This is a genomic window from Variovorax sp. P2_H12, from assembly GCF_056403395.1.
In genome coordinates this window covers 65,040-80,951 of the sequence record NZ_JBFUFO010000022.1, presented here as the reverse complement: position 1 = coordinate 80,951, position 15,912 = coordinate 65,040, and the positions used below count along the sequence as shown (strand labels likewise).

Below are 15,912 nucleotides of genomic sequence, written 5' to 3'. Positions count from 1 at the left end.
CGAAAGCACCCAGCATGAGCACAGAGCCTGAATCGCCCGCCCCGGTCACGGCCGAGCTGATGGAGCAGATCCTCTATCAGGTCAAGCGCGTCGTCGTCGGCCAGGACCGCTTCCTCGAACGGGTGATGGTGGCGATGCTGGCCGGTGGACACCTGCTGGTCGAGGGTGTGCCCGGGCTGGCCAAGACGCTGACGGTGAAGACGCTGGCCGATACCGTGCGCGGCCGGTTCAAGCGCATCCAGTTCACCCCCGACCTGGTGCCGGCCGACCTGGTCGGCACCCGCATCTACAACCAGAAGACCGGCGACTTCAGCACCTCGCTGGGCCCGGTGTTCGCCAACCTGCTGCTGGCCGACGAAATCAACCGGGCGCCGGCCAAGGTGCAGAGCGCGCTGCTCGAAGTGATGCAGGAGCGGCAGGTCACGATCGCGGGCGAGACGCACAAGGTGCCGCGCCCCTTTCTCGTGATGGCGACGCAGAACCCGATCGAGACCGAAGGCACCTACCCGCTGCCCGAGGCGCAGGTCGACCGCTTCATGATGAAGGTGCTGGTCGACTATCCGAGCGACGAGGAAGAGTTCGTGATCGTCGAACGCGTGATCGGCCCGCCGGTGGAAGCCATTCCGGTCGCCACCACCGACCAGCTCGCGACCCTGCAGGCCGAGGCCCAGCGTGTCTATGTCGATCCCTCGCTGATCCAGTACGCGGTCCGGCTGGTGTCGGCCACGCGCGCCCCCGAGAAGCACGGCCTGAAGGACATGCGGCGCTTCATCACCTTCGGTGCCAGCCCGCGCGCCAGCATCAACCTGACCCAGGGCGCGCGCGCACTGGCCTTGCTGCGCGGCCGCAGCTATGCGCTGCCCGAGGACATGACTGCGCTGGTGCCCGACGTGCTGCGCCACCGCGTCACGCTGTCGTACGAGGGCCTGTCGGAAGGCCTCACGCCCGACAGCCTGATCGACAGGATCATGCGGGCCGTGCCCGCGCCGCCCAAGCCGCTCGAACATGAAAAGCTGGTGGCCTAAGCGCGCGCAAGCCGCCAACGACGAGCAGCTCGCAACCATCGACGCTGCGGCCGGCGGCGTGGAGCGCGCGCTGCGCCGGCTCGAATGGACCGTGATCCGCCGGCTCGACGGCCTGCTGCAGGGCGACTACCGCACGCTGATGCGCGGCACCGGCCTGGACCTGGCCGACCTGCGCGAGTACCAGCACCACGATGACGTGCGCCACATCGACTGGAACGTCACGGCGCGGCTGCAGACCCCGCACGTGCGCGTGTTCACGGAAGACCGCGAGATGGCGGCCTGGTTCGTGCTCGACCTCAGCCGCTCGGTCGACTTCGGCTCGGGCGCCAAGGCCAAGCGCGAGATCTCGGCCGGCTTCGTCGGCGTCGTCGCCCGGTTGCTGACCCGGCACGGCAACCGTGTCGGTGCGATGGTCTACGGCAACGACATCGAAGCCGTGATCCCGCCACGCACCGGCCGACGCCATGTGCTGCACCTGCTGTATGCGATGGAGCGCCGCGCAGCAAGGATCGCCCCCGACCAGACAGGCATGACCCGCCTGGCCGACCTGCTCAAGTCGGCGGCGATGCTGATACCGCGCCGCTCGACCGTGTTTGTGGTCTCCGACTTCGTCACCGAGCCCGGCTGGGAACGGCCGCTCGCCCACCTCGTGCAGCGCCACGACGTGGTGGCGGTGCGCCTGTTCGATCCCCTCGAGCTCGAGCTTCCCGACCTCGGCCTGGTGCCGCTGCACGACGCCGAGACCGGCGAACAGCTCTGGGTCGACACCCATGATGCGGGTTTTCGCAAGCGCTTCGCCCGCATCGCCGCGGAACGCGAAGCCACCTTGCGCCAGGCGCTGGCCAAGATCGGCGTCGACGCGCTCGAACTCTCGACCGCTGACGATCTGGTGGAGGCCATCGTGCGCTTCGCCGACATGCGCAAGCGCCGCGTGCGCAGCGGACAGTCCCGGATGGTGGCTTCATGACTTTCCTCTGGCCTCAATTCCTCTGGCTGCTGCTCGCCATGCCCTTGCTGGTGCTGCTGTACCTCTGGCTGATCCGGCGCAAGAAGAAGCTGGCGCTGCGCTATGCCAGCCTGTCGATCGTGCGCGAAGCCATGAGCGCCGGCCAGACCATGCGGCGCCACATCCCGCCGCTGCTGTTCCTGCTGGCGCTGGGCGCGATGCTGATCGCGGCCGCGCGGCCGATGGCGGTGGTGGTGCTGCCCTCGAACCAGCAGACCATCATCCTCGCGATGGACGTCTCCGGCAGCATGCGCGCGGCCGACGTGCAGCCCAACCGGCTGGTCGCCGCGCAGGAGGCGGCCAAGAGCTTCCTGAAGGAACTGCCGCGCACCGTGAAGGTCGGCATCGTCGCCTTCGCGGGCAGCGCGCAGGTGGCGCAGTTGCCGACCACCAATCGCGAGGACCTGGTCACCGCGATCGACTCCTTCCAGCTGCAGCGCGCGACCGCCACCGGCAACGCGATCGTGGTGTCGCTGGCCACGCTGTTCCCGGACGCGGGCATCGACATCTCCGACTTCGCGCCGAAGAGCCGGCAGACCGGCGTCCCCATCGAGCGTGCCGGCAAGCCGCCGCCGAAGGAGTTCACCCCGGTCGCGCCGGGCTCCTACACCTCGGCCGCGATCATCATGCTGACCGACGGCCAGCGCACCACCGGCGTCGACCCGCTCGATGCCGCCAAGGTGGCGGCCGACCGCGGCGTGCGCGTGTACACGGTGGGCATCGGCACGGTCGACGGCGAGACCATCGGCTTCGAGGGCTGGTCGATGCGGGTGCGGCTCGACGAGGAAACGCTCAAGGCGATCGCCAACAAGACGCAGGCCGAATATTTCTATGCGGGCACCGCGAACGACCTCAAGAAGGTCTACAACACGCTGAGCTCGCGGCTCACGGTCGAGAAGAAGGAGACCGAGATCTCGGCGTTGTTCGCGATGGGCGCGGCCGCGCTGGCGCTGCTGTCCGCCGGCCTGTCGCTGCTCTGGTTCAATCGCATCCTGTAGCGGCGTTCTCCAAGTACTTCGGCGCCACCGGCTGGCGTTATGGGCGTGGTGGCCACGCCCGGCCCCGAGTGCGACTATGCCAACATCGGGAAATCCATCCGCGGGATGGCCTCGGAGCACTTCGCGCGCTTCGAGCAGGAAGGCGCGGCCGGCCGGGGCGCGGCGAAATCCGCCAAGGCGAAGCCTGCGACCCCTGCGAGGAAGGCAAGAAAATAGCGCACAGGCATCACAAGGAGATCCCATGTTCGATCTGAAGGGCAAGGTCGCGCTCGTGACCGGCGGCAACGGCGGCATCGGGCTCGGCATGGCCAAGGGGCTGGCCGGCGCCGGGGCGCGCGTGGTGATCGCGGCGCGCAATCCGCAGAAGTCGGCCGACGCGGTGGCGGCGCTGAAGGCGCTGGGCAGCGACAGCTTCGCGCTGTCGGCGGACGTGACCGACGAGGACTCGGTGCAAGCCCTGTTCGACGAGGCCGTGGCGCGCTGCGGCCGGCTCGACATCCTGGTCAACAACGCCGGCACCACGGTGCGCAAGCCGGTCGACCAGCTCGCGCTGGCCGAGTGGCACCAGGTGATGGACACCAACCTCACGAGCGCCTTTCTCTGCTGCCGCGCCGCCCATCCGCACCTCAAGGCGACCGGCGGCGGCAAGATCATCAACATCGGCTCGATGATGTCGATCTTCGGTGCGCCGTACGCGCCGGCCTACGGTGCCAGCAAGGGCGGCATCGTGCAGCTGAGCCGGGCGATGGCCGCCTCCTGGGCGGCCGACGGGATCCAGGTCAACGCCGTGCTGCCGGGCTGGATCCAGACCGACCTGACCGACGGCGCCAGGGCCCAGGTGCCGGGGCTCAACGAGCGCGTGATCGCGCGCACCGCGGCGGGTCGCTGGGGCAAGCCCGAGGATCTGGCGGGCATCGCGGTGTTCCTCGCCAGTGCGGCGTCGGACTTCGTGACCGGCACGGCGATCCCGGTCGACGGCGGCTATTCGATCGCGGCCTGAACAGCGGGGCGATCGCCCCACCGTCCGGCAGCCTTCACGGAACTCGCCGGTCCCGCCACCGCTCGAAGGGCGATGAGCACCTCGCCCACTCCCCGGAACCTGCCCCGGCGCACGGTCGCAGCGGCAGCGCTTGCTTTGCCGGCACTCTGGCTGGGCGCCCGCGCGCAGCCTGCGGCGCAGCGACGCCCGACACCGTCGCAGACCGAAGGGCCGTTCTACCCGGTGGCCCTGCCGGCCGACTCCGACGGCGACCTGTTGCGCAACGGCGCACTGAACTACGGCGCCACCCAGCCGGCCTGGGTCGACGGCACGGTCACCGACCTCGATGGCCGCCCGCTGAGTGGCGCGCAGGTCGAGATCTGGCAATGCGACGAAGCGGGCCACTATCACCACCCGGGCGACGGCGACCGCGCCGATCGAGCGTTCCAGGGTTTCGGCCGCGTGCTGGCCGATGCGCAGGGACGCTATCGCTTCCGCACCATCCGGCCGGTGCCCTACACCGGCCGCACGCCTCACATCCATGTCAAGGTGAAGCTGGCCGGCCGCGAACTGCTGACCACCCAGCTCTACGTGGAAGGGGCGCCGGGCAACGCGCGCGACGGTCTCTGGCGCCGCCTTTCCGAGGAGGCGCGCGCGGCGCTCACCGTGCCGTTCGAGCGCGCATCGGATGGCTGGAAGGCCAGCTTCCCGATCGTCGTCGCGGCCTGATTGGCCCCCACGCTCCCTCACTGCGTGTGGTCGCTGCCCCCCGAGGGGGCGTCAGCAGGCCGCCCGTCTGCGCAAAGCGCGGACTTCGCCGCGCTGGCGGCCCGGCACCGGCCTGATTGGCCCCCACGCTCCCTCACTGCGTGTGGTCGCTGCCCCCCGAGGGGGCCGCAGGCCGCCTTGGGGCGGCCCGGCACCGGCCTGAGTTCAGTCCGCCAGCCGCCCCGCGGTGAGCCGCAGCACGCGGTCACAGCGCGCCGCCAGGCTCTCGTCGTGCGTGACCATCACGAAGGCGGTGTTGCGCTCGTGCGCGAGGCGCAGCATCAGCGCGAACACGCCGTCGGCGGTGGCGCGATCGAGGTTGCCGGTGGGCTCGTCGGCCAGCACGCAATCGGGCTCGGTCACCAGCGCGCGCGCGATCGCCACGCGCTGGCGCTCGCCGCCCGAGAGTTCGGCGGGCCGGTGCTGGACGCGCTCGCCGAGGCCCACCGCGGTCAGCATCGCGACCGCCGCCGCGCTCGCCTGCGCCGGCGGCATGCGGCGGATCTTGAGCGGCATCGCCACGTTGTCGAGCGCGCTGAACTCCGGCAGCAGGTGATGGAACTGGTAGACAAAGCCGAGATGCCGGTTGCGCAAGCGCCCCTGCTCGGCGGCGTCGGCGTGCGCGATGTTCTCGCCATGGAGTTCCACGCTGCCGCCGGTCGGCGCGTCGAGGCCGCCCATCAGGTGCAGCAGGGTGCTCTTGCCCGACCCCGAGGCGCCGACGATCGCCAGCGTCTCGCCCGCGCGGACGTCGAGGTCGACGCCGTGCAGCACCGTGAGGTCGATGCGGCCTTCGTGGAACCGCTTGGTCAATCCGCGGACCTTCAACACCACGTCGTTCGTCGCCTTACTCATAGCGCAGTGCCTCCGCGGGATTGACCCGGCTCGCGCGCCAGCTCGGGTAGAGGGTGGCGGCAAAGGCCAGCACCAGCGAGATCACGGTGATCGGCAGGATGTCGCCGCGCTGCGGGTCGCTCGGCATCTTGCTGATCAGGTAGATGTCCTTGGGCAGGAAGCTGGCGTGGAACAGCCGCTCGAGCGCCGGCACGATGACGTCGATGTTGTAGGCGATGCCCAGACCCAGCAGCAGCCCGCCGAGGGTGCCGATGACGCCCACCATCGCGCCCTGGACGACGAAGATGCCCATGATGCTCTTCGGGCTGGAACCCAGTGTGCGCAGGATCGCGATGTCGGCGCGCTTGTCGGTCACGGTCATCACCAGCGTCGAGACCAGGTTGAAGGCCGCCACCGCGACGATCAGCGTGAGGATGATGAACATCATGCGTTTCTCGACCTGCACGGCCGCGAACCAGGTCTTGTTGGCGCGCGTCCAGTCGCGGATCAGGAACTGGCCCGGCAGCGTGGCCGCCAGTTCGTCGGCCACTTCGCGCGCCTGGTGCAGGTCCTTGAGCTTGAGGCGCACGCCGGTCGGGCCCTCGAGCCGGAAGACGCGGGCGGCGTCCTGCTCGTGGATCATGGCCAGCGCCGAGTCGTATTCGTAGTGGCCCGAATCGAAGGTGCCGACCACGGTGAAGGGCTTGAAACGCGGCATCACGCCGGCCGGCGTGACCTGGCCGCCCGGCGCCACCAGCGTGACCTGGTCGCCCACGCGCACGAACATCGAGCGCGCCAGTTCGATGCCGAGCACGATGCCGAACTCGCCCGGCACCAGCTTGTCGAGCGCGCCCTGCTGCGCGGTGGTCGAGATGTCGGTCACCTGCGGCTCGAGCTTGGGGTCGATGCCGCGGATCAGCGCGCCCTTCATGTCCTCGCCGCGCGCCAGCAGCGCCTGTGCGGCGACGAAGGGCGCGACGCCGATCACCTCGGGGTTCTTGCGCGCCCCGGCCATGATGGCGTCGATGTCGGCCAGCGCCTGGCCGTCGCGCGAGAAGATCTCGATGTGGGAGATCACGCCGAGCATGCGGTCGGTCACTTCCTTCTGGAAGCCGTTCATCACGCTCAGCACGATGATCAGTGCCGCCACGCCCAGCGCGATGCCGAACATCGAGACCCCGGAAATGAAGGAGATGAAGCCGTTGCGCCGCGTGGCCCGGCCGGCACGGGTGTAACGCCAGCCGAGTTGCAGTTCGTAGGGGAGTCGCATTCAGGCCTCCCGCCGGGCCGCCCCACGGAGGGGCGGCGATGACTCGGAGTACAGAGCGTGGGGGCAGTTCATCTGGAGAATTGTGGCATCCCGGACAATAGGCCCCATGCCAGCTCCCCCCACTGCCCGCCATCTGCTCATTCCTTTCGCCGGCCGGGGTTCTCCGGCCTGCCGCGAGGCGCTGGCCGGTCTCCGGCTGCCGAAGCTCGAGGCGCTGCTGGCCCGGCTCACGCTGGTGCATGCCGACACCCAGGACGACAGCACTCGCTCGCCGCCGCACGAGCGAGCCCTGGCCGAGGCCCTGGGCATCGCGGCGGCCGATGGCTGCATCCCCTGGGCCGCGCTGGAGGCCAGGACGGCCGGCCTCGGCCCGACCGACGGCGGCCAGGCCTGGGGCGTGGCCACCCTGTGCCACTGGCAGGTCGGCATCGACGACGTGGTGCTGGGCGACCCGGGCGCCATCGAGATCGACGCCACCGAGTCCGATGCGCTGCTGGCCGCGGCGCGTCCCTTCTTCGAGGAGGACGGCATCGCGCTGCACGCCACGGCCACGCCCGGACGTTGGCTGGCATCCGGCCCGGTCTTCGACGGCCTGGCGACCGCGTCGATCGACCGCGCCGTCGGCTTCCCGATCTCGCAGTGGTCGCCGCTGTCCGATGCCGGGCGGCCACTGCGTCGGCTGCAGAACGAGATGCAGATGCTGCTCTACACCGAACGCGTGAACGACGCCCGCGCCGCGCGCGGCGTACCGCCGATCAATTCCTTCTGGCTCAGCGGCACCGGCCACCTCCCTGCCGCATTCGTGCCGGCCGCCGCGCCCACGGTGGCCGAGTCGCTGCGCCCCCCCGCCCTGCGCGACGACGGCGCCGGCTGGGCCGCGGCCTGGCAGACACTGGACGCCGGGCCGGTGGCCGACCTGCTGGCCGATTGCACGCGCGGCGACGCCGTCACGCTGACGCTCTGCGGCGACCGCGGCGCCCATCGCTTCGGGGTGCAGCCGCGCGGTTTCGCGCGCTGGGCCCGGGGCCTGTTCGGCCGCCCCGGCGCCACCCCTGTCCTCGAGGCGCTGTGAGCATGAAGATCCTCCCCAGGGCCATCCCCCCGCGCAGCGCCTGGGCGCTCGAACAGGCCGGCGTGCATCCGCTGCTGGCACAGCTCTATGCCGCGCGCGGTGTGCTCGCGAAAGCGGAGCTCGATGACGGCCTCGCGCTGCTGCTGCCTCCGCACACGCTGCGCGGCGCCCGCGAGGCCGCGGCGCTGCTGGCCGATGCGATCCGCGAGGACAAGCGCCTGTGCGTCGTCGCCGACTACGACTGCGATGGCGCCACCGCCTGCGCCGTGGCGGTGCGCGGCCTGCGCCTGCTGGGCGCGCGCCACGTCGGCTACCTGGTGCCCGACCGGGTGGTCGACGGCTACGGCCTGACGCCGCCGATCGCCGAGCGCGTCGCCGCGAGCGGGGCCGATCTGCTGATCACGGTCGACAACGGCATCGCGAGCGTCGAAGGCGTCGCCGCCGCCAAGGCGCGCGGCCTCGCGGTGCTCGTGACCGACCACCACCTGCCGGGCCCGGTGCTGCCCGAGGCCGACGTGCTGGTGAACCCCAACCAGCCCGGCTGCGAATTCGACAGCAAGAGCATCGCGGGCGTGGGCGTGATGTTCTACGTGCTGCTGGCGCTGCGCACCGAGCTGCGGGCGCGCGGCGTGTTCGATGTCGCCGCTCAACCGAAGCTCGATGTCCTGCTGCCCCTCGTGGCGCTCGGCACGGTCGCTGACGTGGTCCGCCTCGACGCCAACAACCGGCGCCTGGTGGCACAGGGCCTGCGCCGCATCCGCGCCGGCGCGATGCAGGCCGGCATCGCCGCGCTGTTCAAGGCGGCAGGCCGCAACGCGGCGGCAGCCACCACCTTCGATTTCGGTTTCGCGCTGGGGCCCCGCATCAACGCCGCCGGCCGCCTGGCCGACATGACGCTCGGCATCGAGTGCCTGCTGACCGACGACGCCGACCGCGCCGACGAACTCGCGCGCATGCTCGACGGCATCAACCGCGAACGGCGCGACATCGAGGGCGGCATGCGCGACAAGGCGCTGGCGCTGGCCGAGACGCTGTTCGACGACAGCCAGGAGCCGCCGGCGGCGATCAGCGTGTTCGGCGCCGACTTCCATGAAGGCGTGGTCGGCATCGTGGCCTCGCGCATCAAGGACCGCTTCCACCGGCCGACCTTCGTCTTTGCGGCCAGCGGCGCCGACGGCAAGGCGCACGAGCTCAAGGGCTCCGGCCGCTCGATCCCCGGCTTCCATCTGCGCGATGCGCTCGACCTGGTCGCCAAGCGGCACCCGGGCGTACTGCTGCGTTTCGGCGGCCATGCGATGGCGGCCGGCTGCACCGTGGCGCGCGAGCAGTTTCCGGTCTTCGAGCAGGCGCTGGCCCAGGTCGCGCAGGAGTGGCTCGACGCCGCCACGCTGACGCGCCGGCTCGACACCGACGGGCCGCTGGCGCCCGAGTACCTGCGCGTCGATCTGGTCGACACGCTGCACCGCGAGGTCTGGGGCCAGGGCTTCGCGCCGCCGACCTTCAGCGAGGAGGTCGAGGTGGTCTCGCAGCGCCTGGTCGGCGAGAAGCACCTCGCGCTCAAGCTCAAGCACCGCGGCAGGCCGGTGGACGGCATCTGGTTCGGCCACACCGAGCCGCTGCCACCGAAAGTGGTGCTCGCGTGGCGGCTCGATGCCGACGAATGGCAGGGCGTGCGGCGGGTCCGGTTCCTGGTCGAAGGCGCCGAAATCTAGGCTTCGATTGTTTCCAGGCTGCTAACGCCGCGGTTCCGTTTGCGGCGGTTGTGCGGTGGCGTTCGGCTCCAAACTTCTCCTCACCGACAAACCCTTGTGAAGGAACCGAAATGAATGCCTCGAAGATCATCGCCGCCGCTGCACTGTCCCTGCTGGCTGCCGCCGGCGCCAACGCGGAAACCTATGAGGGCGTGCATGCCCTGACCTCGTCCGCGAGCCGCTCCGAAGTCGCTGGCCAGGCGGTCGCCGCGGCGCGCGAAGGCAACGTCTACGCCGACGGTGCCAGCGCGGGTGCGCAGTCGTTCAGCTCCACCGCCAGCCGCGCCACCGTGCGTGCCGAGGCGGTCGCCAAGTCGCATGACCCGCTGGCCAGCCTCGACCGCCGCGCGTTCTACCGCGACCAGGTGCCGAGCGCCTACAGCAAGCCGAAGGTCTCGTTCGCGCGCCAGGCTGTGCTGTAGGTCGCTAGCGCTGAAAGACCTGGTTGAGCCCGATCGCGTAGCCCCGGACCCCGTCCGGACCGCTGCGCGCGGCGCTCAGGTCGACGCTGATCGTCGGCGTCAGGTTGAAGCGCACACCGGCGCGCGAGGTCCAGGCCTCGGCCGCCTTGAAGCGCTCGAAGACCAGCCACAGCTTGTCGTTGACGGCCCAGGCACCCTGCAGTCCGCCGCGCCCGGTTCGCTCGCCGCTGCCGGGCGTCCAGTCGTAGCCGAGATTGAGGTTGACATACAGGCTCTCGAGCGGATGCCAGGTCACGGGCACCACGAACTGGCCGCCGGCACGACCGCCGTGCGTGACATCCCACACCGCGCTGAAGAACAATGCCGCGCTCAGTCGCGAATCCTCCTGCTCTCCCATGAAGGTCCACTTGAGCTGCGGCCCCGCGCCGTAGGCCTTGTCGCCGGGCACCGATGCACGGTCGACGTTGAAACCGAGCTCGACCGGCCCGACCCGGCACGCAGGCCCCAAGTGGTAGTCAGTGACCGGCCCCGTGCCGAAGCGCCCCCCCCAGACCTCGTACTGGCACTGGCCCGGGTCCAGCGTGCCGGCATCGTCGATGTCGAAGTGGCCGGCGGCGTGGACAGGCGACGCCAGCAGGCACAGCAGCGGAAGCAGAAAGCGTCGGACCATGGCCGCGCATTCTAGGAGCCACCCGTGACTCAGATCTCGAACTGGGGCTGCAGCTCGCGGATGCGTTTCATCGCCACGCCCGCTGCCGCCGTACGCGTCTCGACTCCCAGCTTCACATAGACCCGCTCCAGGTGCTTCTTGGCGGTCGCGGGGCTGCTGCCGAGGATTTCGCCGATGTCCCTGTTGGTCTTGCCCTTGACCACCCAATAGAGAACCTCGGCCTCGCGCGCCGTGAGCTTGAGGCTCAGGCTCATGGTCTCGATCACCGCGGTGTCCGACAGCTCGCGCATGATGATCAGCCAGTCGTCGCCCTCGTCGTCGTGGCCGGTCTGCTGGTGCAGGCGCAGGCTCAGGCGGGTTGCGCCGTGCGCGATCGCGAGTGCCGGCGGCTCGATCTGGCGCTGCTGGGCATCGGGCAAGTGCCGCCGAAGCCATTCGAGCACCGCGGGCGGCGTCACCGGCGCGCTGGTGCCGCAGTAGCGCAGCAGCATCTCGCGCGCCAGCGCGGTCTGCCAGATCAGCTTGCCCTCGGGCATGCGCACCGTGATGCTGGCGTAGCCGAAGGCATCGAGCGCGTTGCGCGCCTGGCCGGCCTGCTGCGCTTCCTGCCGCGCGCGCCGCGCCCCCTGCAGGTGGACGTTCATGCGCGCCAGCACCTCCTTGGGCTTGATCGGCTTGGTCACGTAGTCGACGCCGCCGGCCTCCAGCGCGGCCACCAGGTGCTCGGTCTCGGTCAGGCCGGTCATGAAGACGATCGGGATGTGCGCGGTCGCGGCATCGGCCTTGAGCCGGCGCGCGACCTCGAAGCCGTCGATGCCGGGCATCATCGCGTCGAGCAGGATGATGTCGGGCCGCGCCTGGGCCGCGCGCTGCAGCGCCTGTTCGCCGCTGGTCGCGACCAGCACCGTGTAGCCCGATTCGTCGAGCGCATCGTGCAGCACCGCGAGGTTGTCGGGCACGTCGTCGACGATCAGCACCAGGTCGGTGTTGCCGCCGCTGCCGCGCAGCGTGTCGACCAGCATCGGGGGATGGTCGGCACCGCTCATGACGCCCCCGCCGCCGCGCTCAACGCCCGGCTCATGGCCTCGAACTGGAACTGCCGCGCCAGCGCGCGCTGGAGGGCGGTCCACGCCGCGCACTCGGGCTGGGTCGCGTCGATGTCGTCGAGCTGGTTCATGATGCCCCGAAAATAACCCAGGCCGACCGCTTCCTCGAGCGCACGCAGCCGCGCGGCCGAAGGCAGCACCAGCGCGGCCTCGACGGCGGCGGGCGGCACGGCGGCGCTCTCGGTCCACCGGATGCCGAGGCGGCGCTCGAGCCAGTCGAGCAGCTCGCTGTGGCGCACCGGCTTGACGAAGAAATCATCGGGCGTGATGCCGACGTCGTTCTCCAGGCGCTTGTCGAAGGCGTTGGCCGAGACGATCGCGACCGCCGCCTGCGCCAGCCCCAGGGCGCGCGCACGGCGGATCGTCTCCCAGCCATCGATGCCCGGCATCGCGAGGTCGACGAACATCGCATCGGGCCGCCAGCCGGCCGCAATCAGGTCGAGCGCGTCATGGCCGCTGGCCGCGGTGCGCAACTCGAAGCCCGGCGGCGCCAGCACCTGCACCAGCAGTTCGCGATCGGCCTCCTCGTTGTCGACCACCAGCAGGCGCTGCCGGCGGCCCTCGTAGCCGCGCCGCAGCCGCACCGCGGGCGCCCGGACGCGCCGGCCGCTGCCGGCGGGCGCCTCGTGCACGCGCGGCAGGAACAGCCGCACGCTGAACTGCGAGCCGACGCCGGGCGTGCTCTGCACGCTCATCTCGCCGCCCATGAGGTCGATCAGCATCCTGGCGATGGTGAGGCCCAGTCCGGCGCCGGGCGCCGCCGGTCCGGCCGTGGCGCCGCGCGCGAAGGGCTCGAAGATGCGTCCGAGCTCCTCCGCCGACATCCCCGGCCCGGTGTCCTCGATCTCGATCGCGGCGAACTCGCGCGCATAGCGCAGCCGCAGCGTGACCTGGCCGACGGCGGTGAACTTGATCGCGTTGCCCAGCAGATTGATGAGGATCTGTCGCACCCGCTTCTCGTCCGCACGCACCAGCTCGGGCAGGCTGCCGTTGGGCTCGAAGCGAAAAGCCAGTCCCTTCTCGGCGGCCTCCAGCTCGAACATGTCGGCCAGCTCGCTCATCAGCTCCGCGAACCCCATCGGCCGGGCGTTGAGCGTGAGCTTTCCGGCCTCGATGTGGGCGATGTCCAGCGTGCCCTCGATCAGCGACAGCAGGTGCTCGCCGCCGCGCTTGATCACCGCCACCGCCTGCCGGCGATGCGGCGGCACCGCGGCGTCCTCGCCCATCAGCTGCGCATAGCCCAGGATGCTGTTGAGCGGCGTGCGCAACTCGTGGCTGATGGCGCTGATGTAGCGGCTCTTGGCCTGGTTGGCCTGGTCGGCCGCGCGCTTGGCTTCCTCTGCGATGCTGCGCGCCTGGTCGGCGCTCTGCTTGGCTGCCTGCAGCGCATGGTCGGTCTTGCGGTGCAGTTCGATCTCGCGCACCAGCAGATGGGTCTGGCGATTCGACTCCTCCTGCGCCACCTTGCGGCTCTGGTGCGCGAGCACCAGCCACCAGGCGACGATGCCGGCGATCACCAGCAGCGCCATGTAGGCCTTGAGGAAACCGGAGCGCAAGGACGCCGGCTGCAGGCCGAGCAGTGCGCCCTCGCCCGATGCCGCGTCGCCGAGCGCGCGCAGTTCCTGCTGGTAGAGCACGCCGAAGACGCCGGCCAGCAAGGGCACGACGATCAGCATCAGCAGCAGGAAGTGGCCGAGCCCGGTGTCGAGGTAGGGCCAGACGCGGCGCGGCAGCAGCCAGCGCAACGCGCCCGACCACTGCGCCGACAGGCTCGCCTGCGGCTTGCAGAGGTCGCCGCAGCGCGCATCCAGCGTGCAGCAGAGCGAGCAGATCGCGCCTTGATAGGCGGGGCAGTGCGCCATGTCCGGGCCTTCGTATTCGCGCTCGCAGATCACGCAGCGCTGCGTGACCAGCCGGCGATAGCTGCCGGCACCCGACTCGACCCGCGCCCAGCGGACCGCCGAGCGGCGCGCAGACGGCGCGAAGGGCGCATCACCGTCGTCGTCCGAGACCCGCGCGATGTAGTACTTGCCGCGGGTCGCCCAGGCGATCAGCGGTGCTGCGACGAAGGCGGTGCCGAGCGCGATCAGTGCCGAGAAGGCCTGCGCCAGCGGCCCGAAGACGCCGAGGTGCGCGGTGATCGACAGCACCGAGGCGAGCGCCATCGCGCCGACGCCGACCGGGTTGATGTCCCACAGGTGGGCGCGCTTGAACTCGATGCCCGGCGGCGACAGGCCCAGCGGCTTGTTGACGACCAGGTCGGCCACCACCGCCATCATCCAGGCGATCGCGATGTTGGCGTAGAGGCCCAGCACGTCGCCGAGGGCCTCGAACACGTTCATCTCCATCAGCATGAAGGCGATCAGCGCGTTGAACACCACCCACACCACACGGCCCGGATGGCTGTGCGTGACGCGCGAGAAGAAGTTGCTCCAGGCCAGCGAGCCGGCGTAGGCATTGGTGACGTTGATCTTGAGCTGCGAGATGACCACGAACACCGCGGTCGCCGCGACCGCCCAGCCGTAGTTCGGGAACACGTATTCGTAGGCCGCCAGGTACATCTGGTTGGGGTCGACGGCGCGCTCCGGCGGCACCATGTGTCCGATCGCCAGGTAGGCCAGCAGCGCGCCGCCCAGCATCTTGAGCACCCCGAGCACCACCCAGCCGGGTCCGCCCGCCAGCACGCCGGCCCACCAGCGGCCGCGGTTGGCGGTCGTGCGCGCCGGCATGAAGCGCAGGTAGTCGGCCTGCTCGCCCATCTGCGTGATCAAGGCGATGCCGACGGTCAGCGCGGCACCGAAGAGGTGCAGATCAAAGCCGTCCGTCTTCGACCGGACACCGATGTAGTGCGCGATGCCCGCGAACGCACCAGGATCGCGCGCCAGCACGTAGACGAAGGGCACCACCAGCATCAGCAGCCAGACCGGCTGGGTCCACACCTGCAGCCGGCTGATGGCCGAGATGCCGTGCGTGACCAGCGGGATCACCACCAGCGCGCAGACCAGGTAGCCCCAGACCGGCGGGATGCCGAGCGCGAGTTCGAGCGCATAGGCCATCACCGCGGCTTCCAGCGCGAAGAAGATGAAGGTGAAGGAGGCGTAGATCAGCGAGGTCAGGGTCGAGCCGATGTAGCCGAAGCCGGCGCCGCGCGTGAGGAGGTCCATGTCGACGCCGTAGCGCGCCGCATAGACGCTGATCGGCAGGCCGGCCAGGAAGATGATCAGCCCGGTGACCAGGATGGCCCAGAAGGCATTGACGAAGCCGTACTGCACCAGCAGCGTGGCGCCGACCGCCTCCAGGATCAGGAACGAGGCCGCGCCGCCGAAGGCCGTGCTGGCCACCCGCCATTCGGACATCCGGCGGAAGCGCTGCGGCGTGTAGCGCAGCGCATAGTCCTCCAGCGTTTCGCTCGCGACCCAGCTGTTGTAGTCGCGCCGGACCTTGACGATGCGCTGCGGCGCTTCGTCGCTCGGAGCGGGGGGATTGGCTGGGAGGTCCACACGTGATTGGTGCAACGTTCGTGCCACGGCACGAACGTTGCAAAGCGCATGGCCTGCCCATAATGCCCCGCACCACGACGCCACCTCCGCCCCCATGGAACTCACACCGCGCGAAAAAGACAAGCTGCTGATCTTCACCGCAGCCCTGCTGGCCGAACGGCGCCGGGCCCGCGGGCTCAAGCTCAACTACCCCGAGGCCGTGGCGCTGATCTCCGCCGCCGTGATGGAGGGCGCGCGCGACGGCAAGAGCGTGGCCGCCCTGATGAGCGAGGGCCGCGCGGTGCTGACCCGTGCCGACGTGATGGACGGCATCGCCGAGATGATCCCGGACATCCAGGTCGAGGCCACCTTCCCGGACGGCACCAAGCTCGTGACGGTGCACCAGCCGATCTTATGAGCCCCCACGCTCCCCCACTGCGTGTGGCTCGCTGCCCCCCGAGGGGGCCGCAGGCCGCCTTGGGGCGGCCCGGCGCCGGCCTGAGCCCTCCTCTCACCACAACAAGGATCCTCA

At 70.3% G+C, this 15,912-nt stretch carries 14 protein-coding genes; 9 read left to right on the top strand and 5 right to left on the bottom strand.

The features are described 5' to 3' along the window. Positions 1-14 precede the first annotated feature (14 nt). The 5 genes from AC1DYK_RS17110 (at position 15) to AC1DYK_RS17090 (ending at position 4,737) form a co-directional block, all read left to right on the top strand. Complete coding sequence (locus AC1DYK_RS17110; protein ID WP_478167414.1) at positions 15-1,025, top strand: AAA family ATPase; 1,011 nt, start codon at positions 15-17, stop codon at positions 1,023-1,025. Then, on the top strand, positions 1,006-1,992 hold the full coding sequence (locus tag AC1DYK_RS17105; RefSeq protein ID WP_478167413.1) for a DUF58 domain-containing protein: 987 nt from the start codon (positions 1,006-1,008) through the stop codon (positions 1,990-1,992). Before AC1DYK_RS17110 ends, AC1DYK_RS17105 begins: the two co-directional genes overlap by 20 nt. Next, positions 1,989-3,029: a VWA domain-containing protein gene (locus AC1DYK_RS17100; protein ID WP_478167412.1), complete on the top strand. Its 1,041-nt coding sequence runs from the start codon at positions 1,989-1,991 to the stop codon at positions 3,027-3,029. The genes AC1DYK_RS17105 and AC1DYK_RS17100 overlap by 4 nt, the downstream gene beginning before the upstream one ends. Positions 3,030-3,270: 241 nt before the next feature. Further along, positions 3,271-4,029, top strand: coding sequence for an SDR family NAD(P)-dependent oxidoreductase (locus AC1DYK_RS17095; protein ID WP_478167411.1), 759 nt, complete (start codon positions 3,271-3,273; stop codon positions 4,027-4,029). 72 nt (positions 4,030-4,101) lie between these two features. Next, positions 4,102-4,737, top strand: a complete 636-nt coding sequence (locus AC1DYK_RS17090) for a dioxygenase family protein (RefSeq protein ID WP_478090495.1) — start codon at positions 4,102-4,104, stop codon at positions 4,735-4,737. 204 nt (positions 4,738-4,941) lie between these two features. On the opposite strand, the gene lolD is transcribed toward AC1DYK_RS17090, so the two are convergent. After that, positions 4,942-5,631, bottom strand: coding sequence for a lipoprotein-releasing ABC transporter ATP-binding protein LolD (lolD, locus tag AC1DYK_RS17085; protein ID WP_478167410.1), 690 nt, complete (start codon positions 5,629-5,631; stop codon positions 4,942-4,944). After that, positions 5,624-6,880, bottom strand: a complete 1,257-nt coding sequence (locus tag AC1DYK_RS17080) for a lipoprotein-releasing ABC transporter permease subunit (RefSeq protein ID WP_478167409.1) — start codon at positions 6,878-6,880, stop codon at positions 5,624-5,626. The genes lolD and AC1DYK_RS17080 overlap by 8 nt, the downstream gene beginning before the upstream one ends. Positions 6,881-6,986: 106 nt before the next feature. Here AC1DYK_RS17080 and AC1DYK_RS17075 point away from each other — a divergent pair, with 106 nt between their 5' ends. The 3 genes from AC1DYK_RS17075 (at position 6,987) to AC1DYK_RS17065 (ending at position 10,125) form a co-directional block, all read left to right on the top strand. Further along, a complete protein-coding gene (locus AC1DYK_RS17075; RefSeq protein WP_478167408.1) occupies positions 6,987-7,952 on the top strand; it encodes a hypothetical protein in 966 nt (321 codons plus the stop codon). A gap of 2 nt (positions 7,953-7,954) precedes the next feature. After that, a complete protein-coding gene (gene recJ / locus AC1DYK_RS17070; RefSeq protein WP_478167407.1) occupies positions 7,955-9,664 on the top strand; it encodes a single-stranded-DNA-specific exonuclease RecJ in 1,710 nt (569 codons plus the stop codon). 110 nt (positions 9,665-9,774) lie between these two features. Then, positions 9,775-10,125, top strand: a complete 351-nt coding sequence (locus tag AC1DYK_RS17065) for an alpha/beta hydrolase (RefSeq protein WP_478167406.1) — start codon at positions 9,775-9,777, stop codon at positions 10,123-10,125. A 4-nt stretch (positions 10,126-10,129) separates the two neighbouring features. On the opposite strand, the gene AC1DYK_RS17060 is transcribed toward AC1DYK_RS17065, so the two are convergent. The 3 genes from AC1DYK_RS17060 to AC1DYK_RS17050 are packed head-to-tail and all read right to left on the bottom strand — an operon-like array spanning position 10,130 to position 15,497. Further along, positions 10,130-10,795, bottom strand: coding sequence for a hypothetical protein (locus tag AC1DYK_RS17060; RefSeq protein WP_478167405.1), 666 nt, complete (start codon positions 10,793-10,795; stop codon positions 10,130-10,132). Positions 10,796-10,824: 29 nt separating this feature from the next. Beyond that, positions 10,825-11,841: a response regulator gene (locus AC1DYK_RS17055; protein WP_478167404.1), complete on the bottom strand. Its 1,017-nt coding sequence runs from the start codon at positions 11,839-11,841 to the stop codon at positions 10,825-10,827. Next, the gene (locus tag AC1DYK_RS17050; protein ID WP_478167530.1) at positions 11,838-15,497 is read right to left on the bottom strand and encodes a hybrid sensor histidine kinase/response regulator; all 3,660 of its coding nucleotides are present in this window, start codon (positions 15,495-15,497) and stop codon (positions 11,838-11,840) included. Before AC1DYK_RS17050 ends, AC1DYK_RS17055 begins: the two co-directional genes overlap by 4 nt. Between AC1DYK_RS17050 and AC1DYK_RS17045 the strand changes: the two genes are divergently transcribed. Beyond that, a complete protein-coding gene (locus AC1DYK_RS17045; protein WP_478167403.1) occupies positions 15,496-15,798 on the top strand; it encodes an urease subunit gamma in 303 nt (100 codons plus the stop codon). The two genes, AC1DYK_RS17050 and AC1DYK_RS17045, sit on opposite strands and share 2 nt — an antisense overlap. Positions 15,799-15,912: the final 114 nt, after the last annotated feature.